The following is a 23,446-nucleotide window of genomic DNA, read 5'->3' on the forward strand; positions in this document are numbered from 1 at the left end:
CGTAAAGCGGGGATTAATACCCCAGCGCATGCGCCAGCGTCAGCAGCAGCCAGTACAGCCCGCCCGACAGCAGCATCGCCACCGGCAGCGTCATCACCCACGCCAACGCCATGTTCATGACCGTCCGGCGCTGCAACCCGGCGCCGTTGGCGACGCTCGCGCCCGCGACGCCCGACGACAGGATGTGCGTGGTCGACACCGGCATCCCGAAATTCACCGCCAGCAGGATCGTCGACGCCGCGACCAGCTCGGCCGACGCCCCCATCCCATAGGTCAGATGCGTCTTGCCGATCCGCTCGCCCACCGTGACGACGATCCGCTTCCACCCGACCATCGTCCCCAGCCCCAGCGCCAGCGCGACGGTCACCTTCACCCAGGTCGGGATGTAGCGCGTGCCCTGTTCGAGCCCGCTATTGTAGCTCTTGAGCGTCGTGATCTCCTGCGCGGTGAAGCGGCTCTGCGCGGACGTGTCGGCGGCGATCAGCTTGGTCGTGTCGAGCACGAGGTACATGTCGTTACGCAGGTTCGGCGTCGCCGCGGCGGGCACTTTGCCCAGCGACCCATAGCCCGCGATCCGGCTCGACACGTCGTTCGACAGAGTGGCCAACGCGCCATAGATGACCGGATCCGAAACCTGCTTGGTCTTCAAGGCCTGCGTCACCTGCGCGCGCGCCTCACCGACGCCGGCGGGCGCGCCATTGGCGTGCGCGCGGTAGGCGGCCGACGCCGCCTGCGCGGTCTGCACGAACGCCGGCGTCGCGCTCTCGGGCATCGTCCGGTTAAGCGCATAGGCGGTCGGCGCGCAGCCGATCAGGATGAGCATGATCAGCCCCATCCCCTTCTGCCCGTCATTGCTGCCATGCGCGAAGCTGACCGCGGTGCACGTGCCGATCAGCAGCGCGCGGATGCCGCGCGGCGGCGGCGTCTGGCCTTCGGGCGCCTCGTACAGCGCCTTGTCGCGCAGGAACCGCTTCATCACGAGCAGCAGCAGGAGTGCACCGACGAAGCCGACGATCGGGCTGAACGCGAGCGCGGACAGCACTTTCCAGACCTGCGCCATGTCGACGCCCGACGTCCCGTCTGCGCCGCCGCGGATGAGCTGGTTGGCAAGGCCGACGCCGAGGATCGAGCCGATCAGCGCATGGCTCGACGAATTCGGCAGACCGACCGCCCAGGTCGCGAGGTTCCACACGATCGCCGCGAGCAGCAGCGCGAAGATCATCGCGAACCCGCCGACGCTGCCGACGTTGAGGATCAGGTCGACCGGCAACAGCGTGACGATCGAATACGCCACCGCGCCCGACGACAGCATCACGCCAAGGAAGTTGAAGAACCCCGACCACACGACTGCGAGCGGCGCGGGCATCGAATGCGTGTAGATGACGGTCGCCACCGCGTTGGCGGTATCGTGGAAGCCGTTCACGAACTCGAACCCGAGCGCGATCAACAGCGCGAGCGCGAGGAACGCGAACGCGCCGCCCGCGAGACTCTCGCCGACCTGCGCGGTGTCGAACGCGATGCTGAACCCGGCATAGGCAAGCCCGCCGATCAGCACCGCGAGGAAGATCCACCGCCCCGCCGGATGCAGCGCGTGATCGAGCTTGGGACCGGTACGCGGCGCCGCGTCGCTGGCGCTCGAATCAGCCGTCAGCGCGTCGCGTGCAAATGTGGATGTAACCATGGAGTCGCAGTCGGCCCTTACGATGACAATCTTATGACAGATGTAGATCAAGCGACGATTAGGCCTGATTTGGGACGCCCCCATAACGATCCTTCCCCGCCAGGGGGAGGTGGCGCCGAAGGCGACGGAGGGGGCGGACACGCAACCGAGGTTCCGCTCCCCTCCCCCTCCGTCTGGCAAGCGCCAGCCACCTCCCCCTTGCGGGGGAGGATCGGTCCACGCCGATGTCCTGGACTAGCGCGACAGATCAGCGCGTCCCGTTGATGCTGGCGAGCAGCGTGCCGTCGCGACGAAGGACGGCCGCCATCTTGACGCTCGCATCGGCGGTCATCTCCTGGCGGCAGCGATGCGCGTCGGCGAACGCATCGAGACCGCTCCAGTGCGGCTCACACGCCCTGGCGATCGCCGATTGCAGCCGGCGCTGGAACAGCGTCCGCCCCGCGGCGCTCGTCAGGTCGAGCCCCGCGTGCGAGACGCGCACGGACACGGGCTCACGCACGGAACTGGCCGATGCGGCCGTCGAGAACAGGCACGCGCCGACGATCGCCGCCGAAGCGACGCTGATGAAAATCTTCATGATGATGGTCCTCATATGGTCCTGCGGTCCGCAGGCATCGGCCTGCGGGCGACGGCGCTTGCGCATCGGGACGCCATTCTGAATGCGGCATCTCCGACGACGAACCACGTCGCTGCGCAGTCCCTAGTCGCGGTTCGTTACGCCCACGCGACGGTTCGGCGACGTTTCAAAGGTTGCCCCACCGCGCCCCGTTCCCTACCTGTTCATGGGTGAACCAGATCGTCCAAACGTCCGCGCCGCAAGCCGAGCCTCCCTATCTTCGTGGCCTCAATCCGCCGCAGCGCGAGGCGGTGCTGACGACAGACGGCCCCGTCCTGATCATCGCCGGCGCGGGCACCGGCAAGACCGCGGCGCTGACCGCGCGACTCGCACACCTGATCTTCACCAAGAAGGCATGGCCGTCGGAAATCCTGAGCGTCACCTTCACCAACAAGGCCGCGCGCGAGATGCGCGAGCGGGTCGGCCGACTCGTCGGTGATGCGGTCGAGGGGATGCCGTGGCTCGGCACCTTCCACGCGATCGCCGCCAAGATGCTGCGCCGCCACGCCGAACTCGTCGGGCTGCAATCCAATTTCACGATCCTCGACACCGACGACCAGCTGCGGCTGCTCAAGCAGCTCATCCTCGCCGCAGACATCGACGAGAAGCGCTTCCCGACGCGCAGCCTCGCCGGGCTGATTGACCAGTGGAAGAACAAGGGCCTCGTCCCCGCCGATATCGATGCGGGCGAGAGCGAGCGCTACGCCAACGGCCGCGGCGGCGAGCTCTACGAGCAATATCAGACCCGGCTGCGCGCGCTCAACGCCTGCGATTTCGGCGACCTGCTGCTGCACATGCTCGTCATCCTGAAGACGCACCGCGACGTGCTGGCGCAGTATCAGCAGCGCTTCAAATACATCATGGTCGACGAGTATCAGGACACCAACTCGTCGCAATATCTCTGGCTGCGGCTGCTCGCGCAGGAGCGCAAGAACATCGCCTGCGTCGGCGACGACGACCAGTCGATCTATTCGTGGCGCGGTGCGCAGGTCGAGAACATCCTGAAGTTCGAACGCGACTTTCCGGGCGCCAAGGTCATCCGCCTCGAACAGAATTACCGCAGCACGCCGCACATCCTCGGCGCGGCATCGGGCGTGATCGCCAACAATGGCGGCCGCCTCGGCAAGCAGCTGTGGACCGAGCTCGACGTCGGCGAGAAGGTGAAGGTCGTCGGTGTCTGGGACGGCCCCGAGGAAGCGCGCCGCGTCGGCGAGGAGATCGACAGCGTCCGCCGCTCGGGCAAATCCTTGGACGAGGTCGCGATCCTGGTCCGCGCGCAGCACCAGACGCGCGAGTTCGAGGATCGCTTCATCGCGATCGGCATGCCGTACAAGATCGTCGGCGGCTTCCGCTTCTACGAACGCGCCGAGATCCGCGACGCGCTGGCCTACCTCCGCGTCGTCAACCAGCCCGCGGACGACCTCGCCTTCGAACGCATCGTCAACGTCCCCAAGCGCGGCCTCGGCGACAAGGCGGTCGCACGCATCCACCAGCTCGCGCGCGCCACCGGTACGCCGCTCACGACGGCCGCCGCCCGCATCCTCGACACCGACGAGCTGACCGGGGCTGCAAAGAAATCGCTCGGCCGCCTCGTCGGCGACATCGCGCGCTGGCGCGACATGGCCACCACCCTGCCGCACGCCGAACTCGCGCGCCAATTGCTCGACGAGAGCGGCTACACCGCGATGTACCAGGCCGAGAAATCGGTCGAGGCGACCGGCCGCCTCGAGAATCTGAGCGAACTCGTCCGCGCGATGGAGGAATATGATTCGCTCGGCGCGTTCCTCGAGCACGTCTCGCTGGTCATGGACAATGAGGGCGGCGCGCAGGATCCGCAGGTCACGATCATGACGATCCACGCCGCCAAGGGCCTCGAATACGACACCGTCTTCTGCGTCGGCTGGGAAGAAGGGCTGTTCCCGTCGCAGCGTTCATTGGACGAGGGCGGCGTGAAGAGCCTCGAGGAGGAACGCCGCCTCGCCTATGTCGCGATCACGCGTGCGCGGCGGCTGGCCGTCATCCTCCACGCCGCCAATCGCCGCATCTACGGCCAGTGGAATTCGTCGATCCCCTCGCGCTTCGTCGCCGAACTCCCCGCCGAGCACACCGATACCGAGACGACGATGTCCGGCGGCGCGAGCCTGTGGCAGGCGAACTGGTCCGACCGCGCCGACCCGTTCGCCGACGTCGCCCGCGGCACCGGCCGCGGCCCCGGCTGGCAGCGCGCAGCCACGCCCGGCGGCGGCTTCTCCACCAAGCCCGCGCGCGTGGTCGAAAGCCGCGCGAGCGCGATCAGCCTCGGCAATAAGGGCCGCGACGACCTGTCGCTCGGCATGCGCGTGTTCCACCAGAAGTTCGGTTACGGCAGCATCGCCGAGATCGAAGGCAACAAGCTGGAGATCGACTTCGAACAATCTGGCCGCAAGCGCGTGATGGACAGCTTCGTGACACTGACGCCGTAGGGCCGCGGGTCGGCGAACCTGTACGCCAGCCGACAATCGCGTTCAGGAACCATGTCTTTCGATAGCCGTATCAGCGGGGCAGCCCGATCTTCGGGTTCGAGAGGACGTCCCATGAAGTTTACGCACATCATCGCCGCAGGACTCGCCTTCGCGACCCTCGGCCTCGGCGCCGCCGCTCCGGCCGAAGCGCAGCGTGATCGTGGTTACAGCCAGCATGACAATGGTCCCCGTGCCGATCATCGCGGCGACCACCGTTACGACCGGCGTGATTTCCGCGGCAACGGTCATCGTGGCGATCGCCATGACGACCGACGCTATCGCGGTCGCGGCAACGATCGCCGCAACTGGAACAACAATCGCCGCTGCCGCACCGAGTGGCGCCATCATCGCCGCGTGCAGATCTGCCGCTGAGATAGACCGTTGATAGAGGGCGGGCAGCAGTCGCATACTGCCACCTGCCCTCGTCGTGACACTCTAGAAGGATCCGGATCATGAAGCGTTTTCTCGGCACGGCTGCGATGATCGCCGCCACCTGCCTGTCGGTCGCCACCCCAGCCGTCGCACAGAGCAGTGCCGACGATGCGCGCTTCGCCGCCGCCCAGGCGCGGCTCGACAGCGAATTGCAGATTTTCCGTACAGAATTCGATCGCTACCAGTCGGTGCGCGGCAATCGCGGCGGCTATGCACCCCAGGGCGGGTATCGCCAGGCGCCCGACCGCGGCTATCAGGAAGCCTATCCCGACGAGCGCGACGAAGGCAATTACGACCCGTCGCGCTATTACCGCGCAGGGCCGAACTATCAGGAGCGCACGCTGGCGACCAACGACCGCGTCTATGCGGGGCAGGATGGCCGCTATTACTGCAAGCGCAACGACGGCACGACCGGGCTGATCATCGGTGCGGCCGGCGGCGGTATCCTCGGCAACGTGATCGATGGCGGCCGTTCGCGGATCGTCGGGTCGCTGCTGGGCGCGGCCGCGGGTGGCCTTGCCGGGCGCGCGGTGGAACAGAGCAACAGCCAGGTCCGCTGCCGCTGATCGAAATGCCGTCATCCTGGATCAGATCCAGGATGACGGCGAAAGCCTACTTCGCCGGCCCGACCAGCTTCTGCGTGAAATAGGTCATCTGCAGCGCCTGTATCCGCGCCCCCTGCGCGATATCAGCATCGCCCGAATGCCCACCCGCGGTATCCTCATAGAACAGATATGGCAGCCCATATTCCTTCAGCCGTGCAGCAAACTTGCGCGCATGCTGCGGCCCGACGCGGTCGTCCTTGGTCGTCGTCCAGATATAGGGCTCCGGATAAGCGACGCCCTTCTTGATGTTCTGATAGGGCGAGATCTTTTCGAGGAACGCCTTCTCCTCGGGCACCGTCACCGATCCATATTCGTCGACCCATGACGCGCCGGCCGCGATCCCCTCGTACCGGATCATGTCGAGCAGCGGCACCTGGATCGTCACCGCCTTCCACATATCGGGATGCTGGTTGAACTCGACGCCCATCAGCAGCCCGCCATTCGACCCGCCATAGATGCCGAGCTTGGCCGGGCTCGTCAGCTTGCGCGCGAACAGGTCCTTGGCGACCGCGGCGAAGTCGTCATAGATCACCTGCCGCTTCGTCTTGCGCCCCGCGTCGTGCCACTTCGGCCCGAATTCGCCGCCGCCGCGGATGTTGGCGAGCACGTAGCTGCCGCCGCGTTCCAGCCACAGCTTGCCGGTGCTCCCCGAATAGCTCGGCGTCATCGACACCTCGAAGCCGCCATACGCGGTCATGATCGTCGGCGTGGTCCCGTCGAGCGTGATGCCCTTCTTGTGGACCACGAAATACGGCACCTTCGTCCCGTCGGTCGAGGTCGCCTCGAACTGCTCGACCACGTCGTTCGACGCATCGAACTTCGGCGGCAGCGTCTTGATCGGCTTGGGTGCAGCGCCGGAGCCCGCATCGAGCGCATAGAGCGAGGTCGGCGTCAGGAACCCCGTCACTGTCAGATACGCGTCGTCGCTACGATCGGTCGTGCTCGCGACGTCGATCGAGGCGTTGTCGGGCAACGCGATCGGCTTGGCGGTCCAGCCCCCTGCCCCGTGCGTATACACCGACGCGCGGCCGCGGACATTGTCGGACACCACCAGCAGCAGCTTCGACTTCGTCAGCCCCATGCCATCGACCGACTGACGCGGGCTCGGCGCGAACACGATCGTCGGGTTGATCGTCCCCTTTTCAACCTCGGCAAGCGGTGCCGATGCAATCGCGCCCTCGGGAATCTTGCCCCAGGGGTCGCTCGTCGAGAAAATCACCTGACCGTCGATCATCCCCGCCGGGAACGTCCGGTCGGGCAAGTCGAGCGGTCGCGCACCGGCGGGCGTCCACACCAGCTTGTCCGCCCCGAAAAAGGTTTTGCGGCGCTGGATCACGATCAGGCGGTTGCCCTTCTCGTCCGTTAGCACGTTCGCCGCCGTACCGCCCTGGTCGGTCGCAGCACCACGATACACCTCGGTCGCAGCGCTGAGCGGCTGCCCACGCTTCAGCTGCTTCATCACGAACGCATAACCCGACTGCGTCGTCGTCCCCGCCCCCCAGTCGCGCGCGACCAGCAGCGTATCCTTGTCGACCCAGGTCGCATCCTGCTTCGACTTGGGCAAGTTGAACCCATTGGCGACGAATGCGCCGGTCTGCAGATCGAACTCGCGATAGGTCACCGCGTCCTCGCCGCCCTCCGACAGCGCGACCAGGCACAGCCGCTGCTCGGGCTCGAGACAGGTCGCCCCCTTCCACACCCACTGCTTGCCCTCGGTCTTGCCGAGCGCATCGAGATCGAGCGCGGTCGTCCAGTGCGGCGTGGCCGACGCATAGTCCGCCGCGCTGGTCCAGCGCCACAACCCGTGCGGATGATCGGCATCCCGCCAGAAATTGTAGATCCGCCCGAACATCTGGTTGGGCATCGGGATGCGATCCTTCGCCGACGCGATCGCAAGCGCCTCGGCATAAAAGGTCTTGTAACGCGGATCGTTCTGGAGCCGCGGGAGCGTCTTCGCATTCTCCGCCTCGACCCAGGCAAGCGGCTTGGCGCCGTCCTTGTCCTCGAGCCAGATATAGGGGTCGGCGGCGGTGTTCGTCTGTGTCATGGGTGCGACTTGGGCGAGCGTGGTGCCGCTCGCAAGGCCGGCGCCCCCGCTGAGTATTGTCGCCGCCAGCATCGAAGCCAGAACCCGCATCACCGTATCTCCCTGATTTGCTTGGCGCGCTACATGCCGGGGTCTATCGCTGTCCGCAATGCAACCGGACCAGATATCGGCCGCCGACGGCCTGCCCAAGCCGCGCCGCTTCATCGCCATCGCCGCGATCTCGGCGGGCACTGCGCTGACGATCATCGACGGGGGCATCGCCACCGTCGCGCTGCCGACGATCGCCCGCGACCTGAATGTCGGCAGCAGCGCGGTCGTCACCGTTGTCACGGTCTACCAGCTGATCCTGGCGATGGCGCTGCTCCCCTTCTCCGGGCTTGGCGGGCGGATCGGGCTGAAGCGCATGTATCAATATGGCCAGCTGATCTTCACGCTCGCCACCCTGCTCTGTTTCTTCGCCAAGAGCCTGCCCTTCCTGCTCGTCGTCCGCGCCGCGCAGGCGCTGGGCGCGGCGGCGGCGCTCAGCGTCTCGTCGGCACTGATCCGGTCGATCTATCCGGCCAAGCAGCTCGGCCGCGGGCTCGGCATCAACGGCGTCGTCGTCTCCAGTTCGGCCGCGCTCGCGCCGACCATCGGCGGGCTCGTGCTGGCGATCGCACCCTGGCCGTGGGTGTTCGCCAGCGCGGTGCCGTTCGCGCTGCTGAGCCTCGCGCTCGGCCGCGCGCTGCCCGAGCCGTGCAGGCAGGATGCACCGTTCGACGTGCTCGGCGCAGTGATGTGCGCGGCGATGATCGGGCTCGTCATCGGCGGCGCGGAGAGCGCAGTACACGGCGACAGCCCGATCGTCTCCGCTGCGATCGTCCTCACCGGCGTCGCGATCGGCTGGGTGTTCGTCCGGCGCGAGCGCGGCGAGGCCAGTCCGATCCTGCCGATCGACCTGCTCGCGCGGCCGGTGCTCGCGCTGTCGGCGATCGGCGCGTACACCGCGTTCATCGCGCAGATGACGTTGCTGCTGTCGACGCCGTTCCGACTGACGCACGCGTACGGCTTCAGCGCGGCGGAGGTCGGTGCGGCGATCGCACCGTGGCCGCTGGCGAACATGGTCGTGGCGCCGCTGTCGGGATGGTTGTCGGATCGCTATCCGGCGGGGCTGCTCGGCGGGATCGGGATGGGCGTGTCGATCTGCGCGTTGCTGCTGCTCGCGTTCATGCCCGCGGATCCGGGCTATTTCGATATCGCGTGGCGGATGGCGCTGTGCGGATCGGGGTTCGGGATGTTCATGGCGCCGAACGCGCGGCTGATCATCGGCTCGGCCCCCCGCGAACGCGCGGCGGCGGCGGGCGGTCTGGTCTCGACGGTGCGACTGGTGGGGCAGACGACGGGCGCGACGCTGGTGGCGGCGCTGCTGGCGATGGGCGTGGGCGCGGGCACGACTCCGCCGCTGGTGGCCGCAGGCCTCGCGCTGGTTGCCGGCCTCTGCAGCCTCAGCCGCCTCCGCCCCTCGATCCGCAACCCGCCGACCGAGGAGACGCAGGACGTGCAACCCGCGCAACAGACGCGGTAGCGCTGCTCCCTCTCCCCTCCGGGGAGAGGGTCGGGGTGAGGATCTGCCAAGCGATGCCGCGCCCGGAACAGCCCCTCACCCAAGCTCTCTCCCCATAGGGGAAAGGGAGCAAAAGAACGGTCGACCGCGAAGTTGGGTGCACACGCCTTGGCCTGAAGCGGCCTTACCAAACCACCCCGGCGAAGGCCGGGGCCTAATTGGGGGACGGTGATAACGGAGCGCCGTCCCTCGCTACTGCGACCTTTCCAACTGGGCCCCGGCCTTCGCCGGGGTGGTGGTTCGTGGGAGCGTCAGGACCCTCTCATCCCCCTCCCCTCAGAACGCCGCCTTCGCGGTCGCCTCCCCCATCATCGCCGCGCGGACCAGCGGGATCGGCGGACCACCATAGCTCAGCAACTGGTCGTGGAACGCCTTCCACGCCTTCCGCCCACCCCGGCTCGCGGTCCAGTCGGCGCGCAGCTTGCGGATCATCAGCTTGCCCATCGTATAGTTCAGATACGCCGGATCATACGTACCGCGCGCCGCCTGCTGCCGGGCATTGCCCTCGTCCTGATAGCAGTCGTCGACGAACATCCGGAACGACTGCTCCTGCGTCATTCCCCTGGCATGCATGCGGATCGCCGACAGATAGCGGCAATCGCGCAGCAACGCATTCGATATCTGCCCCACATGAGTCTCCGCGTCACCGCTATTGAGCCCCGCCTCCCACATCATCTCCTCGGCATAATGCGCCCAGCCTTCGGCAAACGCATAGCCGACGAACAGCCGCCCGAAGAGCGACGGCGAGCGGTTGGCGTGGAGGAACTGGACGAAATGCCCCGGCATGACCTCGTGCACCGAGGTGAACAGCAGGTCGTTCTTGCCGGGCACGAACGCGTTCTGCACCGCCTTGGTCCAGCTCGGATCGGGCGGCGAGATATAGTAGATCGACGGCACGCCCGTCTCGAACGGCCCCGGCGGATCGATATACGCCGAATTCTGCCGGTTATAGGGCGGCGATTCCTCGACCAGCGCCTCCTCGGTCCCCGGGATCGTCAGCAGATCGTGATCGACCACGAACTTGCGCAAGCTCGGGATCTGCCGCCGCGCCTCCGCCACCGGGCCACCAACGGGCTTGTTCGCGTTCATCTTGTCCATGCACGCGAGGATCGTCTGTCCCTTGGCGAACACGCCGCACGCCTGCGCCAGCGCCGCCTGGTTGCGCTTCAGATCGGCGACGCCCGCCGCCTCGAGCTGGTCGAGCGGCGTATCCACGCCCTCGGTCATCGCGACCATCCGCGCGAACGTGTCGGCCCCCAGTGCGAAATCCTGCGTCGCGGTCGCCCGCTGGCCCTCGGTCCACGTACCCAGATCGCGCATCGCCTTCGACGCCGCCTGCGCCGCATCCGTGAGCTGCTTCTGCGCCGCGGCATCCTTGACGCTCGCAAACGCCTTCACCGCGTCGCCCGCATAATAGTCCGCAAAGCCGTTGAACGCCGCCGCACCATAGTTGACGAAGCTCAGCGGCATCGGCGTCTTGAGGTTCAACTTGATGTTGCCCGTCGCCGCGGGGATCTTCTGCAGGAACGCAGTCAGCGCCTTCATCCGGGTCGGCGCATCGGCATAGTTGCGCGCGATATAGACGTTCGGATCGAGCCCCGCGCCGACATACCATGCCGGGTTGCGATGCGGCTGATCCGCGTCTTCCAGCCAGAACAGCTTGCCCTTGGCGACCTGCACCAGATAGTCGCGCTCGAACGCCTCGCTCGGCTTCAGGTCCTTGAACGCCCCCGCCTTGTCGATTGCAGTGTGCAGGAAGTCGGCCTGCCGCTTCAACCCCGCAGCACTCCAGTCGCCGAGCCCGCCGTCATAGTCGTGCTTGCCCTGATAGACCGCATTGGCCGGATCGATCTTGAACCAGCCGTCGATAAAGCCATCGCGGAACCCGGCCCAATCGCTGGCCGCGGTCGGCGTCGGTGCAGGTGCCACGGCCTGCGTATTCGACGTGGTCTGTGCGGGCCCACACGCGCTGAGCGCAAGTACGGCGCCTAGCGCCGTCGTCAGAAGTCCGATCCGCATCCTGTCTCCAATTCCGATTCGTCCGGCGCCATGCTGCCAGCCGACGCCTCGGTACGCCAGCGTGCGGAACGGCCCACGCGGTGAGCCGTTGAGCGTGCATCTGCTTTCAACAGACCGGAGACCCCCATGCCCTATATAAAAACCCGTGACGGTACAGATATTTACGTCAAGGATTGGGGCACCGGACGTCCGGTCATCCTGACGCATGGCTGGCCGCTCAACGCGGATAGCTGGGACGCGCAGGCGATGGCGCTCGCGCAGGCCGGCTTCCGCGCGATCGCGTATGACCGCCGCGGGTTCGGCCGCTCGGGCCAGCCCTGGAGCGGTTACGACTATGACACGCTCACCGACGATCTCGCCGACGTGATGGAAGCCACCGGTGCCAACACCGACGCGACGATCGTCGCCTTCTCGATGGGCGGCGGCGAGATCGCGCGCTACATGAGCCGCTACGACGGCAAGGGCGTGGTCGCCGCGGGGCTGATCTCGTCGGTCGTGCCGTACATGCTCAAGACCGACGATAATCCCGATGGCGTCGACGAAGAGACGCTCGCGGGAATCGGCGCGGGTATCGAGGACGATCGCCCGGCATTCTTCAAGACCTTCCTCCAGCAATTCCTCGGCGTCGGATTCATCACCTCGCCGGTCAGCGACGAGGTCGTCGACTGGGCCTGGGGCCTGGCGATGCAGGCAGGGCTCCATCCGACGCTGCGGTGTGCGGAGGCATTCGGCCACACCGACTTCCGCGGCGACCTGGCGGCGTTCCGCGTCCCGACGCTGGTCGTCCACGGCACGAGCGACAAGACCGTGCCGATCGACGCCACGGGCCGCGCCGCCGCGAAGGGTATCGCGGGCTCGCAACTCGTCGAATATGACGGCGCGCCGCACGGCCTGACGATCACCGAAAGCGACCGCTTCACGAACGACCTGCTGACGTTCCTGGGCCGGTAAGCACTCGATCCTCCCCCGCAAGGGGGAGGTGGCAGGCTCTCGCCTGACGGAGGGGGAGGAACGCGAAACGCCTTTTCCGTGTCCTCCCCCTCCGTCACCTTCGGCGACACCTCCCCCTGGCTGGGGAGGATGCAAAGAGATTAGTTCCCCAAAGGAACGATCACCTCGTCGGGATGCGCGACGTTCAGCTCCTTGCGGACCATCTCGTCGACCATATCGGGGTTCGCGTGATCAGGGTTGAGCAACGCAACCCGGTTCTTCAAAACCTCACGCTTGCGATCGAGCGCGGCATAGTCCTGCTCACGCTTCGCAAGCTGGCGCTTGTAATCGCCATAGGCGAACATCCCGTTCGGGCCGAGCACGGCATACGCGCCGAAAAAGGCCATCAGCGTCAGCCCCAGCGCAGGCCAGGCGGCCTTGCGCATCGTCTTCCGCAGCTTGCTGGTCTTCGTCGTCACGCGTGCCATGTCGTCCTCCGCGGGAATGAGAGTATCAGCCGCCGATCAGGATGTCGCGGCCCGCATAGCGCGCCGCGTCGCCTAGTTCTTCCTCGATCCGGATCAGCTGGTTGTACTTGGCCAACCGGTCTGACCGGGCAAGGCTGCCCGTCTTGATCTGCCCGCAGTTGGTCGCGACCGCGAGGTCGGCGATCGTCGAATCCTCGGTCTCGCCCGAGCGATGCGACATGACCGCGGTGTACTTGGCGCGCTGCGCCATCGACACGGCTTCCAAAGTCTCGGTCAGCGTGCCGATCTGGTTGACCTTCACCAGCAGCGAATTGGCGTAGCCGCCGTCGATGCCGCGCTTGAGGCGCTTCGGATTGGTCACGAACAGATCGTCGCCGACTAGCTGCACCTTGTCGCCGATCAGGTCGGTGAGCGTCTTCCAGCCCTCCCAATCGTCCTCGGCCATGCCGTCCTCGATCGAGAAGATCGGGTAGCGGCGCGTAAGGTCGGCGAGATACTCGGCCATCTCGGCGCTCTCGAGGATCCGGCCCTCGCCCGAAATGTCGTACCTGCCGTTCTTGTAGAATTCGGTGGCGGCACAATCGAGCGCGAGCATCACGTCCTCGCCGGGCGTGTAGCCCGCCTTCTCTATGCTCGACATGATGAAGTCGAGTGCCTCGGTCGTGCTGCCGATGTTCGGCGCGAAACCGCCCTCGTCGCCGACGCTGGTCGACAGGCCCTTCTCGCTCAGGCCCTTCTTGAGCGTGTGGAAGATCTCCGAACCGCAGCGCACTGCTTCGAGGATGTTCGACGCGCCGACCGGCACGATCATGAATTCCTGGAAATCGATCGGGTTGTCGGCATGCTCGCCGCCGTTGATGATGTTCATCATCGGCACCGGCAGCAGATGCGCCTGCACGCCACCGATATAGCGGTAGAGCGGCAGGCCGCGTGCTTCGGCCGCCGCCTTGGCGACCGCGAGGCTGACGCCGAGGATCGCGTTCGCGCCCAGCCGGCCCTTGTTCTCGGTGCCATCGAGTTCGATCATCGCGCGATCGAGGTCCGACTGGTCTTCCGCGTCCATGCCGAGCACGGTGTCGGTGATCTCGTCGTTGACCGCGTCGACCGCGCCGTCGACGCCCTTGCCGCCCCAGCGGGTCTTGTCGCCGTCGCGACGCTCGACCGCCTCGTGTGCGCCGGTCGAGGCCCCCGACGGCACCGCCGCGCGACCAAAGCTGCCGTCTTCGAGAAGAACGTCGACTTCGACCGTGGGATTGCCCCGGCTGTCGAGGATCTGGCGTGCATGAAGGTCGATGATTGCGGTCACGTAACGATGCTCCTACAAATCCCGGGGGGGGTCGTTCGCGCTGCCTCTATCGCCTCGCGCCATTCCGGGCAATCGCGCGACTGCCCCGGCGACTGACCCGCAACAGTGTCGTGCATTAGCGCGGCGATCCGGGAACCGCACTTCGATGGCGGTGTTGAGGGCGTAACAATTCTGAAAGGGACCGTCATGGCCGACTCCAGCGTAAACGATACCGTCAACGACCTGAAAACGACCACGACCCAGGTCGGCAACGAGCTCGCCACGACCGTCGACACCGAAGCCAGCAATCTGTCGGGCAAGACCGCCGATGCCAAGCAGGCGATCAAGGACGGCGCGAGCAAATATGGCGCGCAGGCCGCCGACAAGGCGCGCACCTTCGCCGAGGACGGCAAGGCCCGCGCGAGCGGCGCGCTGGAGCAGATCGCACAGCTGCTGACCGACGCCGCCGGCCAAGTCGACGAGAAGCTCGGGTCGCAATATGGCGGCTATGCGCGCAACGCGGCCGACAGCGTGTCCGGCTTTGCCGACCAGGTGAAGGCCAAGGATATTGACGAGCTTTTCGACGACGCGCGCGAACTCGTCCGCAAGTCGCCCGCCATCGCGGTCGGCGCTGCCGCCGCCGTCGGGTTCGTTGTCGCGCGACTGGTGCAGTCGGGCGTCGACGCCAACCCGAAGGGCTGAGGCCTTGACCAAGCCGATCCTGTCCGAGCCGGCGACGATCGCCGGTGAGGACGAGAGCCTGTCCACGATCGTCAGCCGCCTGGCGAGCGAAACGCGCAGCCTCGCGACTGCGGAAGTGGCAGTCTACAAGGCGAAGTTCGGCGAGACGGCGAGCGCCTACAAGTCGGCGGCGATGTTCTTCGCCGTCGCCGGCGTGCTGGCGCTGGCCGCGCTGATCGCACTGCTGGTCGGTGCGATCTTGACGCTGGCAACCGTGATGGGGCCTGGATGGTCGACCGCAATCGTCGTCGTGGCGGTGCTGGCATTCGCCGGCATCCTCGCGATGATCGGCAAGTCGAAGCTTCAGACCAAGAGCGAGCCCGTATCATGACATCCGCCAAAGTCGCCGCCGCAGAGATCGAGTCCGCCCTTGCCCGCCAGCGCGTCATGATGACGCTCGGGCAGTTGCAGGATCGGCTCAATCCCCGGAAGCTCGCGCTCAACGCCAGCCGCGACGTTGCCGAAGTCGGTACCGCTGCGCTGAACGCAAGCGTCGAAACGGTGCGGCGCAATCCCGGCCCGACCGCGGGCTTTGCCGCGGTCGCCGGGCTGTTCCTCGCCCGTCACCGGATCGTCGGCCTGTTTCGCCGCGGCCGCTGAAAGCCTTGAAACCATGAAGTCCCGGCTCACATTTAGAGACGAGCAGCTTGCCATTAGAAGGACCGTTCCATGACCGACGCAAAGACCGCCATTCACGATACCGAAAACCGCGTCCGCGACGGTCTCGACACCGTACGCGAGACCGCATCGAAGGTGTATCACGACGCCGGCGACAAGGCCTCCGAGGTCCTCGAAGTTTCGCGCGAGAAGACCAAGCGCGTCGTCAACACGCTCGAATCCAACCCGCTCGGCCTCCTCGTCGGCGGTCTTGCCGTCGGCGCGATCGCCGGCGCGCTCATCCCGCGTTCGGCGCGTGAAAAGGAACTGCTCGCCCCCGTCGGCAAGCGTCTGAGCGAGACCGTTGTCGCGGCGACCGCCGCTGCCAAGGCTGCCGGCCAGTCGGAACTCGGCGAGCTCGGCCTGACCAAGGACAATGCACGCGGTCAGGCACGCGGGCTGCTCGACGGTATCGTCAAGGCGCTCAGCACGGCGGGTACCGCAGGTGCGAAGGCCGTTTCGCAGAAGCCGGCCGTCTAAAAGACACCGGCAAAGGGTTCAAAGCGCGGGTCGAACACGCTAGGGCACCTGCAACCTCCCTCCCAAGGACAAGCAGCGCATGAGCAAGCTCCACCTCGTATTCGGCGGCCGCGTCAGCGACCCGCGCACCCTGGATTTCAACGATTTGAGCAAGATCGAATTCGTCGGCGTATTCCCCGACTATGCCAGCGCCGAAAAGGCCTGGCGTGCTGCAGCGCAGCGCACGGTCGATGATGCCGAGATGAAGTTCGTGGTCGTGCACCTGCACCGGATGCTCGAGCCGACGCTGCCGGGCCAGACCGCAGCGTAAATGATCCGCGTCGTGCGACCGACGCATACGCAACCATCCCCCCTCGCGTCATCCTGACGAAAGTCAGGACCCAGAGCCAAGAGCGGCATCGCCTGTAATCCCGGGTCCTGACTTTCGTCAGGATGACGTGAGCACTGGGGCCGACGGCCGTGCTTAAACGACCGCGAACTGCCCCTCAAGCCTGCCGGTAACGCCACAGCAACAGCGGTCGTGCGAGCACCAGCCCAGCCAGGAACCCGCCAATATGCGCGCCGATCGCGATCGGCCCGCTCGCGCCGACGGACGCGCCAAACCCGGCCAGCCCCATCAGCAACTGGATCCCGATCCAGGCCGCCGCGAGCCAGACGACATGCACGACGCCAGCCGGCACCGGCCCGATTGCCTTGGCGCGACGCTCGCCATAGAGCAGCGCGTACGCGCCAACGACCGCCGAGATCGCGCCACTGGCCCCGATCATCGGCGAAACGGACTCAGGCCCAAACGCCCAGTGCCCCGCCGCCGCCGCATACGCGCCAAGCACATACAGCACCACCAACCCGACAGCCCCTAACGCCCGCTCGACGAACTGCCCGCAATAGACCAGCATCACGAGGTTCAGCGCGATGTGCGCCCAGCCGCCATGGATCAACGTCGCGGTCAACGGCGTCGCCCAGGCGGGGATCACGAACATATGGTCGCTCGGAATACCGAGCTCGGTCGTCCGCAGCGGAATGAACCCGGCGTTCACCGCCCAATAGGGCAGCGACCCGCTCAGCACCAGAAATCCCGAGACGATGACCGTCACGATCGTGATGATCGCCGTCGCCCGCGTCTCGAAAAACGTCATGGGTTCAGATGAACTCGATCTTGGAGACGACGTAGTAACGCTCGCCGGCGGGCACCGTGACCTCGACCTCTTCGTCGAGCTTGCGCCCGATCAACCCGCGACCCAGCGGCGAGTTGTACGAGATACGGCCCGTCTTGGCGTTCGCTTCGGTCTGGCCGACGATCTGGTACTTGATCGGCTTGTCGTTCTCGTCGAGCAGCGTCACCGTTGCGCCGAACACGACCTTGTCGCCCGACAGGTCCTTCGGATCGATGATCTGCGCACGGGACAGCTTGTCCTCGATGTCGGAGATCGATGCCTCGACCTGCCCCTGGCGCTCCTTGGCCGCATGATATTCCGCGTTCTCGCTCAGGTCGCCATGCGCGCGCGCCTCTTCGATCGCGTCGACGATCGTCGGACGTTCGGCCTTCAGGCGCTTGAGATCCGCGGTCAGCGTCTCATAGCCTTCCTGAAGCATCGGCATCTTTTCGACGGTCGCCATTATCTCGTCCCCAAATCCATTTCCCCGCGCGGGGCCCTGTACCAGCCCCGCCCACACATCACGCTCATGTCGGGATCAGTTGTGCGACTGCGAATAATAGGATTGCAAGGGCCGTACTTCAAGGCTGTGCGTCGAAAGCTTGGCGATCGCCTTGGCCGCCTCGAGCGACGCGGGCGCGGTCGTGAAGTACGGAATACGCTGCCCGAGCGCCGACGCACGGATCGGCTGCGAGTCCTTCAGGCTCTGCCACCCTTCGGTCGTGTTGAAGATCAGCGCGATATCGCCGTCCTTGATCCGGTCGACGATATGCGGCCGCCCCTGCGCGACCTTGTTGACCTTCTCCACCGGAAGCCCCGCGCGCGCGAGGTGATCGGCGGTGCCACCCGTCGCGACGATCGTAAAGCCGGTATCGACCAGTGCCTTCACCGCCTCGACGATCATCGCCTTGTCGCCGTCCTTGACGCTGACGAAGACGTTACCCTTGGTCGGCAGGATCGTCCCCGCCCCGAGCTGTGCCTTGGCGAACGCGATCGTGAAATCGGGATCGATTCCCATGACTTCGCCGGTGGACTTCATTTCGGGTGACAGCACCGGATCGACGCCGGGGAACTTGTTGAAGGGGAACACCGCCTCCTTCACCGCATAATAGTCGATATGCCGGTCGACCTTGGGCAGGTCCTTCAGCTGCTCGCCCGCCATCACGCGCGCGGCGATCTTGGCGATCGGCGCACCGATTGCCTTGGCGACGAACGGCACGGTGCGCGACGCGCGCGGGTTCACCTCGATAAGGTAAACCAGACCGTCCTTCACCGCGAACTGGATGTTCATCAGGCCGACGACCGACAAGGCATGCGCAAGCGCCACCGTCTGCCGCTCGATCTCGGCGATGACCTCCGCCGACAGCGAGTAAGGCGGGATCGAGCAGGCGCTGTCGCCCGAATGGACGCCCGCCTCCTCGATATGTTGAAGCACACCCGCGACGACGACATCGGTCCCGTCGCAGATCGCATCGACATCGACCTCGATCGCATCGCGCAGATACTGGTCGATCAGCACCGGTGAATCGCCCGACACCTGCACCGCGGTCGCGATATAATGCTCGAGCTGCCCCAGCGTATCGACGATCTCCATCGCGCGCCCACCGAGCACGTACGAAGGCCGCATCAGCACCGGATAACCGATCCGCTCCGCCGCAGCGACCGCCTCGTCGCGGCTGCGCGCGAGGCCATTGGCGGGCTGCAACAGCCCCAGCTTGGTGATCAGCGCCGCGAACCGCTCGCGGTCCTCCGCCAGATCGATCGCATCCGGCGTCGTCCCCAGGATCGGAATACCGGCGGCTTCGAGCGCCCGCGCGAGGTTCAGCGGGGTCTGCCCGCCAAACTGCACGATCACCCCGACCAGCGTCCCGTTCTGCTGTTCGACATGCAGGATCTCCAGCACGTCCTCCGCGGTCAGCGGCTCGAAATACAGCCGGTCGCTGGTGTCGTAATCGGTCGACACGGTCTCCGGGTTGCAGTTGACCATGATCGTCTCATAGCCCGCATCGGCGAGCGCGAAGCACGCATGGCAGCAGCAATAATCGAACTCGATCCCCTGCCCGATCCGGTTCGGCCCGCCGCCGAGAATCACGATTTTCTTGCGGTCGGTTGGCTCGGACTCGTTCTCGGGCTCGCCGAAGCTCGGCGCCTCGTAGGTCGAGTACATATACGGCGTCTTGGCGTCGAACTCGGCCGCGCACGTGTCGATCCGCTTGAACACGGGCCGCACGCCGAGCTTCACGCGGTGCGCGCGCACCTCCTCCTCGGTCACGCCGCCGGTCATCGCCTTGACGACCTCGTGGATCAGCCCCGAGCTGCGCGCGATCCCACGGTTCATCCCGCGCAGATTGACCGATTGCAGCGCCAGCCACGCGAGCCGCTTGTCGCTGAACCCCATGCTCTTCAGGCGGCGCATGCCCGTCGCGTCGATCGGCAGCCCGTCCTTCATCACCTCGGCCTCGGCCGCGATAATCTCCGCGATCCGCTCGAGGAACCACGGATCATGCTTCGCAATCGCATGCACCTCGGCGACGGTGAAGCCCTCACGCAACGCCTGCGCCGCGACCAGCAGCCGGTCCGGCGTCGCAATGGCCAGCGCCGCCTCGATCTCCGCGCGCGGCGCTCCGACCAGATGATCGACCTGGTTGAACCCGCTCAGTCCCGTCTCGAGCCCGCGCAACGCCTTCTGCATCGATTCATGGATGTTGCGGCCGATCGCCATCACCTCGCCGACCGACTTCATCGCGGTGCCCAGCGTGCTCGACGCACCCTTGAACTTCTCGAATGCGAAGCGGGGAATCTTGGTCACGACGTAATCGATCGTCGGCTCGAAGCTCGCGGGCGTCTCGCCGGTAATGTCGTTCTCGATCTCGTCGAGCGTGTAGCCGACCGCGAGCTTGGCCGCGACCTTGGCAATCGGGAAGCCCGTCGCCTTCGACGCGAGCGCGGACGACCGCGACACGCGCGGGTTCATCTCGATGACGATCAGACGGCCGTCCTTCGGATTCACTGCGAACTGGACGTTCGAACCGCCTGTTTCGACACCGATTTCGCGCAACACCGCGATCGATGCGTTGCGCATGATCTGGTATTCCTTGTCTGTCAGCGTCAGCGCCGGCGCGACCGTGATCGAGTCGCCGGTATGGACGCCCATCGGATCGACATTCTCGATCGAGCAGATGATGATCGCGTTGTCGTTGCGATCGCGCACCACCTCCATCTCATATTCTTTCCAGCCGAGCAGCGATTCCTCGATCAGCACCTCGGTGGTCGGCGAGAGGTCGAGCCCGTTGCGGACGATCGCGATGAACTCCTCGCGGTTATACGCGATGCCGCCGCCCGAGCCGCCCATCGTGAAGCTCGGCCGGATGATCGACGGAAGACCCGTCTTTTCAAGGCCTTCGAGCGCTTCTTCGACCGTATGCGCGATCACCGAGCGCGCGCTCTCGAGGCCGATCCGGTCCATCGCGTCGCGGAACTTCAGCCGGTCCTCCGCCATGTCGATCGCATCGGCATCCGCGCCGATCATCGTCACGCCGAACTTCTCCAGCGTGCCGTCGTGGAACAGCGCCAACGCCGTATTCAGCGCGGTCTGGCCGCCCATCGTCGGCAGGATCGCGTCAGGACGCTCCTTCTCGATGATCTTGGCGACGATCGCGGGCGTGATCGGCTCCACGTACGTGGCGTCGGCCAGCTCGGGATCGGTCATGATCGTGGCGGGGTTCGAATTGACGAGGACGATGCGATAGCCCTCCTCCTTCAACGCCTTGATCGCCTGCGTGCCCGAATAATCGAACTCGCACGCCTGGCCGATGACGATGGGTCCTGCGCCGATGACGAGGATCGAGGAGATGTCGGTGCGTTTTGGCATCTTATTTTCTACCGAGAGCGATGATTGAGATAATTAGGGCGGCGATGGAAGTCAGCGTTGCAAGGACAGTTGCTACTGCGCTGACGGCGTTCCAATTTACGAGCTTTAAGCGACCACGTAATCGCGAAGCCTCGCGTGTCTCCAAGATAGATTTCGTCCGGATTTTCGCCTTGTCGCTAGGCGTAAAGTGATAGCGCACAAGATTATCGGATGTCTCCTCGATGACCCGTCCATAACCCCCCGCCTGCCAAAGTTTCAGCAGCTTACCGAGGTCGGCCACCGACAAATTCTGAGCAGCCTCCATTCGGGCGACATCGATAGTCATTCTTCCGTCACGCTGTGCCTCGCCAACGAGCTGAACAAGGAGGTCCTCCCTCCGTCGTTCCGCTAAAGAGCGAAGCCGGTTCACTAGGCGAGCATCCCCACGAACCGCTCGAACAGGTACAGACTATCCTGCGGCCCTGGGCTCGCCTCAGGATGATACTGCACCGAAAACGCCGGCTTGTCGGTCAGCTCCAGCCCCGCATTCGACCCGTCGAACAGCGATACATGAGTCTCGCGGACGTTCGCCGGCAGGCTGTCGCGCTCGACCGCGAAGCCGTGGTTCATGCTGGTGATCTCGACCGCGCCGTCGCTGAGCCGCTTGACCGGATGGTTGGCGCCGCGGTGGCCCTGGAACATCTTGGTCGTGGTCGCGCCGACCGCGAGGCCGAGCAGCTGGTGGCCGAGGCAGATGCCGAACAGCGGCTTGCCCGTCTCGAGCAGCTCGCGGATCACCGGTACCGCGTATTCGCCGGTCGCGGCGGGATCGCCGGGGCCGTTCGACAGGAAGATGCCGTCGGGATTGAGCGCCATCACCTGCTCGAAGCTGGCGGTGGCGGGCACGACGGACACCTTCGCGCCCGCCGCGACGAGGTTGCGGAAGATGTTGCGCTTCGAGCCGTAGTCGATCGCGACGACATGGGGTCTCTCGACTTCGCTCGAGACGAACGGCTGGGGGGACGTTTCCGATTGGAGAGCGAGGCCATCACCCCCCTCCCCGTTCGTCTCGAGCGAAGTCGAGAGACCGCTCTCCCCATACCCAAACCCAAGCCGCCACGTGCCGCCGGGGCCCTTGTCGCCCCAGCCATAATGCATCTCGGTCGACACATCCTTGGCGAGGTCCATGCCCTCCAGCCCCGGCCAGCCCTGCGCCATCGCCAGCAGCGCAGCCACGTCGAACTCGCCGCTCGCCGAATGCGCGATCACGCCGTTGGGCGCGCCCGCCACCCGGATCCGCCGCGTCAGCGCGCGCGTGTCGATCCCCGACAGGCCGATCCGCGCATGCCGCTTCATCCAGCCATCGAGTCCCTCGACGGCGCGGAAGCTCGACGGCTCCGTCACGTCCTCGCGGACGATGATGCCCAGAGCGTGCGGGTCGTCCGCCTCGATATCGTCGGGGTTCGCGCCGACGTTGCCGATATGCGGGAAGGTGAAGCAGATCATCTGCCCGGCGAAGGACGGATCGGTCAGCACCTCCTGATAGCCGGTCATCGCGGTGTGGAAACACACTTCGCCGACCGCCTGGCCTTCCGCGCCGAACCCGCGCCCCCAGATCACGTCGCCATTGGCGAGCACGAGCACGCCGGTGGCGCCCGCGGGCTTTGCCGAAGACATGGGTGTAGGCTGGGCGTCGGCCATCAGGCTGGGCACTCTCTTTACGTTGACGATGTCGCTAAGTGGTGTCCGCTAAGGCCGGCGTGCCGCAGCGTCAATCTGTTAAACGGGCGGCGGACGCGCTATCCCGTCGGGCTATCCCGAACCGCCTGAAAGACCAGTACATGATTCGCGACGACATCAAGGCTGCGCAGCTGACCGCCATGAAGGCCGGCGACAAGCAGAGCCGCAACGCTATCTCGTTGATCCAGGCCGCGATCAAGAACCGCGACATCGAAGCGCGCACCGGCAAGGCCCCCGAGAGCGACGACGCGCTGGTCGTCGAGGTGCTCCAGAAGATGGTCAAGCAGCGCCGCGAGTCGATCGAGATGTTTTCGAACGGCGGCCGCCAGGAGCTCGCCGACGCGGAGTCGGCCGAGGTCGCCGTGATCGAACGCTTCCTCCCCGCGCAGCTGAGCGAGGCGGAGACGACCGCGGCGATCCTCAAGATCAAGGACGAACTCGGCGCGACCGGCATGAAGGACATGGGCCGCGTGATGGCCGAACTGAAGGCGCGCCACGCGAGCGAGCTCGACATGAGCAAGGCGAGCGGGCTGGTGAAGGCCGCGCTCTCGTAACTTCTGCTCCCCTCCCGCTCGCGGGAGGGGTCGGGGGAGGGCAGCGCCACAAAGGAGACGGAG

General features: G+C 65.9%; 22 protein-coding genes. 10 read left to right on the forward strand and 12 right to left on the reverse strand.

Annotated features, from left to right (window positions below; genetic code table 11):
• Positions 1 to 13 precede the first annotated feature (13 nt).
• Both ASF00_RS10965 and ASF00_RS10970 read right to left on the reverse strand, forming a co-directional pair.
• Positions 14 to 1,681, reverse strand: a complete 1,668-nt coding sequence (locus ASF00_RS10965) for an inorganic phosphate transporter (protein WP_082463376.1) — start codon at positions 1,679 to 1,681, stop codon at positions 14 to 16.
• A 247-nt stretch (positions 1,682 to 1,928) separates the two neighbouring features.
• A complete protein-coding gene (locus ASF00_RS10970) occupies positions 1,929 to 2,258 on the reverse strand; it encodes a UrcA family protein (RefSeq protein WP_162233582.1) in 330 nt (109 codons plus the stop codon).
• A gap of 218 nt (positions 2,259 to 2,476) precedes the next feature.
• On the opposite strand from ASF00_RS10970, the gene ASF00_RS10975 reads away from it, so the two are divergent.
• On the forward strand, positions 2,477 to 4,759 hold the full coding sequence (locus ASF00_RS10975; protein WP_055878903.1) for an ATP-dependent helicase: 2,283 nt from the start codon (positions 2,477 to 2,479) through the stop codon (positions 4,757 to 4,759).
• A 42-nt stretch (positions 4,760 to 4,801) separates the two neighbouring features.
• Here the strand turns inward: ASF00_RS10975 and ASF00_RS18520 are convergent, their stop codons facing one another.
• Positions 4,802 to 5,206, reverse strand: coding sequence for a hypothetical protein (locus ASF00_RS18520; RefSeq protein ID WP_156348301.1), 405 nt, complete (start codon positions 5,204 to 5,206; stop codon positions 4,802 to 4,804).
• Between the two features lie 44 nt (positions 5,207 to 5,250).
• On the opposite strand from ASF00_RS18520, the gene ASF00_RS10985 reads away from it, so the two are divergent.
• A complete protein-coding gene (locus ASF00_RS10985; RefSeq protein ID WP_055878438.1) occupies positions 5,251 to 5,796 on the forward strand; it encodes a glycine zipper 2TM domain-containing protein in 546 nt (181 codons plus the stop codon).
• Positions 5,797 to 5,842: 46 nt separating this feature from the next.
• On the opposite strand, the gene ASF00_RS10990 is transcribed toward ASF00_RS10985, so the two are convergent.
• On the reverse strand, positions 5,843 to 7,972 hold the full coding sequence (locus tag ASF00_RS10990; RefSeq protein ID WP_055878439.1) for a prolyl oligopeptidase family serine peptidase: 2,130 nt from the start codon (positions 7,970 to 7,972) through the stop codon (positions 5,843 to 5,845).
• A gap of 58 nt (positions 7,973 to 8,030) precedes the next feature.
• On the opposite strand from ASF00_RS10990, the gene ASF00_RS10995 reads away from it, so the two are divergent.
• On the forward strand, positions 8,031 to 9,446 hold the full coding sequence (locus tag ASF00_RS10995; protein WP_055878441.1) for an MFS transporter: 1,416 nt from the start codon (positions 8,031 to 8,033) through the stop codon (positions 9,444 to 9,446).
• A 315-nt stretch (positions 9,447 to 9,761) separates the two neighbouring features.
• Here the strand turns inward: ASF00_RS10995 and ASF00_RS11000 are convergent, their stop codons facing one another.
• Positions 9,762 to 11,504 carry a DUF885 domain-containing protein gene (locus ASF00_RS11000; RefSeq protein WP_055878443.1) on the reverse strand — a complete coding sequence of 581 codons (1,743 nt, stop codon included), beginning with the start codon at positions 11,502 to 11,504 and terminating at the stop codon, positions 9,762 to 9,764.
• Between the two features lie 126 nt (positions 11,505 to 11,630).
• On the opposite strand from ASF00_RS11000, the gene ASF00_RS11005 reads away from it, so the two are divergent.
• Positions 11,631 to 12,455 carry an alpha/beta fold hydrolase gene (locus tag ASF00_RS11005; RefSeq protein WP_055878444.1) on the forward strand — a complete coding sequence of 275 codons (825 nt, stop codon included), beginning with the start codon at positions 11,631 to 11,633 and terminating at the stop codon, positions 12,453 to 12,455.
• Positions 12,456 to 12,595: 140 nt separating this feature from the next.
• On the opposite strand, the gene ASF00_RS11010 is transcribed toward ASF00_RS11005, so the two are convergent.
• Positions 12,596 to 12,880, reverse strand: coding sequence for an FtsB family cell division protein (locus ASF00_RS11010; protein WP_235518634.1), 285 nt, complete (start codon positions 12,878 to 12,880; stop codon positions 12,596 to 12,598).
• A gap of 67 nt (positions 12,881 to 12,947) precedes the next feature.
• Positions 12,948 to 14,228, reverse strand: a complete 1,281-nt coding sequence (eno, locus tag ASF00_RS11015) for a phosphopyruvate hydratase (RefSeq protein ID WP_055878457.1) — start codon at positions 14,226 to 14,228, stop codon at positions 12,948 to 12,950.
• Positions 14,229 to 14,414: 186 nt separating this feature from the next.
• Between eno and ASF00_RS11020 the strand changes: the two genes are divergently transcribed.
• The 5 genes from ASF00_RS11020 to ASF00_RS11040 all read left to right on the forward strand — a co-directional run bounded on the left by ASF00_RS11020 (position 14,415) and on the right by ASF00_RS11040 (position 16,395).
• A complete protein-coding gene (locus ASF00_RS11020) occupies positions 14,415 to 14,909 on the forward strand; it encodes a hypothetical protein (protein ID WP_055878460.1) in 495 nt (164 codons plus the stop codon).
• 4 nt (positions 14,910 to 14,913) lie between these two features.
• Positions 14,914 to 15,279 carry a phage holin family protein gene (locus tag ASF00_RS11025; RefSeq protein WP_055878463.1) on the forward strand — a complete coding sequence of 122 codons (366 nt, stop codon included), beginning with the start codon at positions 14,914 to 14,916 and terminating at the stop codon, positions 15,277 to 15,279.
• On the forward strand, positions 15,276 to 15,548 hold the full coding sequence (locus ASF00_RS11030; RefSeq protein WP_055878465.1) for a hypothetical protein: 273 nt from the start codon (positions 15,276 to 15,278) through the stop codon (positions 15,546 to 15,548). The genes ASF00_RS11025 and ASF00_RS11030 overlap by 4 nt, the downstream gene beginning before the upstream one ends.
• Positions 15,549 to 15,617: 69 nt before the next feature.
• Positions 15,618 to 16,085 (forward strand): hypothetical protein, encoded by a 468-nt coding sequence (locus ASF00_RS11035; protein ID WP_055878467.1) that lies wholly within the window; start codon positions 15,618 to 15,620, stop codon positions 16,083 to 16,085.
• 79 nt (positions 16,086 to 16,164) lie between these two features.
• On the forward strand, positions 16,165 to 16,395 hold the full coding sequence (locus tag ASF00_RS11040) for a DUF4170 domain-containing protein (protein WP_055878470.1): 231 nt from the start codon (positions 16,165 to 16,167) through the stop codon (positions 16,393 to 16,395).
• Positions 16,396 to 16,570: 175 nt separating this feature from the next.
• Here ASF00_RS11040 and ASF00_RS11045 read toward each other — a convergent pair whose 3' ends face one another.
• The 5 genes from ASF00_RS11045 to carA all read right to left on the reverse strand — a co-directional run bounded on the left by ASF00_RS11045 (position 16,571) and on the right by carA (position 22,790).
• On the reverse strand, positions 16,571 to 17,221 hold the full coding sequence (locus tag ASF00_RS11045) for a rhomboid family intramembrane serine protease (RefSeq protein ID WP_055878472.1): 651 nt from the start codon (positions 17,219 to 17,221) through the stop codon (positions 16,571 to 16,573).
• Between the two features lie 4 nt (positions 17,222 to 17,225).
• Positions 17,226 to 17,702, reverse strand: a complete 477-nt coding sequence (gene greA / locus ASF00_RS11050) for a transcription elongation factor GreA (RefSeq protein WP_055878474.1) — start codon at positions 17,700 to 17,702, stop codon at positions 17,226 to 17,228.
• 75 nt (positions 17,703 to 17,777) lie between these two features.
• The gene (carB, locus tag ASF00_RS11055; protein ID WP_055878476.1) at positions 17,778 to 21,110 is read right to left on the reverse strand and encodes a carbamoyl-phosphate synthase large subunit; all 3,333 of its coding nucleotides are present in this window, start codon (positions 21,108 to 21,110) and stop codon (positions 17,778 to 17,780) included.
• 1 nt (position 21,111) lies between these two features.
• Positions 21,112 to 21,435 (reverse strand): hypothetical protein, encoded by a 324-nt coding sequence (locus tag ASF00_RS11060; protein WP_156348302.1) that lies wholly within the window; start codon positions 21,433 to 21,435, stop codon positions 21,112 to 21,114.
• An 83-nt stretch (positions 21,436 to 21,518) separates the two neighbouring features.
• Complete coding sequence (gene carA, locus ASF00_RS11065; RefSeq protein ID WP_055878479.1) at positions 21,519 to 22,790, reverse strand: glutamine-hydrolyzing carbamoyl-phosphate synthase small subunit; 1,272 nt, start codon at positions 22,788 to 22,790, stop codon at positions 21,519 to 21,521.
• Positions 22,791 to 22,930: 140 nt separating this feature from the next.
• Here carA and ASF00_RS11070 point away from each other — a divergent pair, with 140 nt between their 5' ends.
• On the forward strand, positions 22,931 to 23,383 hold the full coding sequence (locus ASF00_RS11070; RefSeq protein ID WP_055878482.1) for a GatB/YqeY domain-containing protein: 453 nt from the start codon (positions 22,931 to 22,933) through the stop codon (positions 23,381 to 23,383).
• Positions 23,384 to 23,446: the final 63 nt, after the last annotated feature.

The organism is Sphingomonas sp. Leaf34, from assembly GCF_001421805.1.
In the GTDB taxonomy this organism is placed as follows: domain Bacteria; phylum Pseudomonadota; class Alphaproteobacteria; order Sphingomonadales; family Sphingomonadaceae; genus Sphingomonas.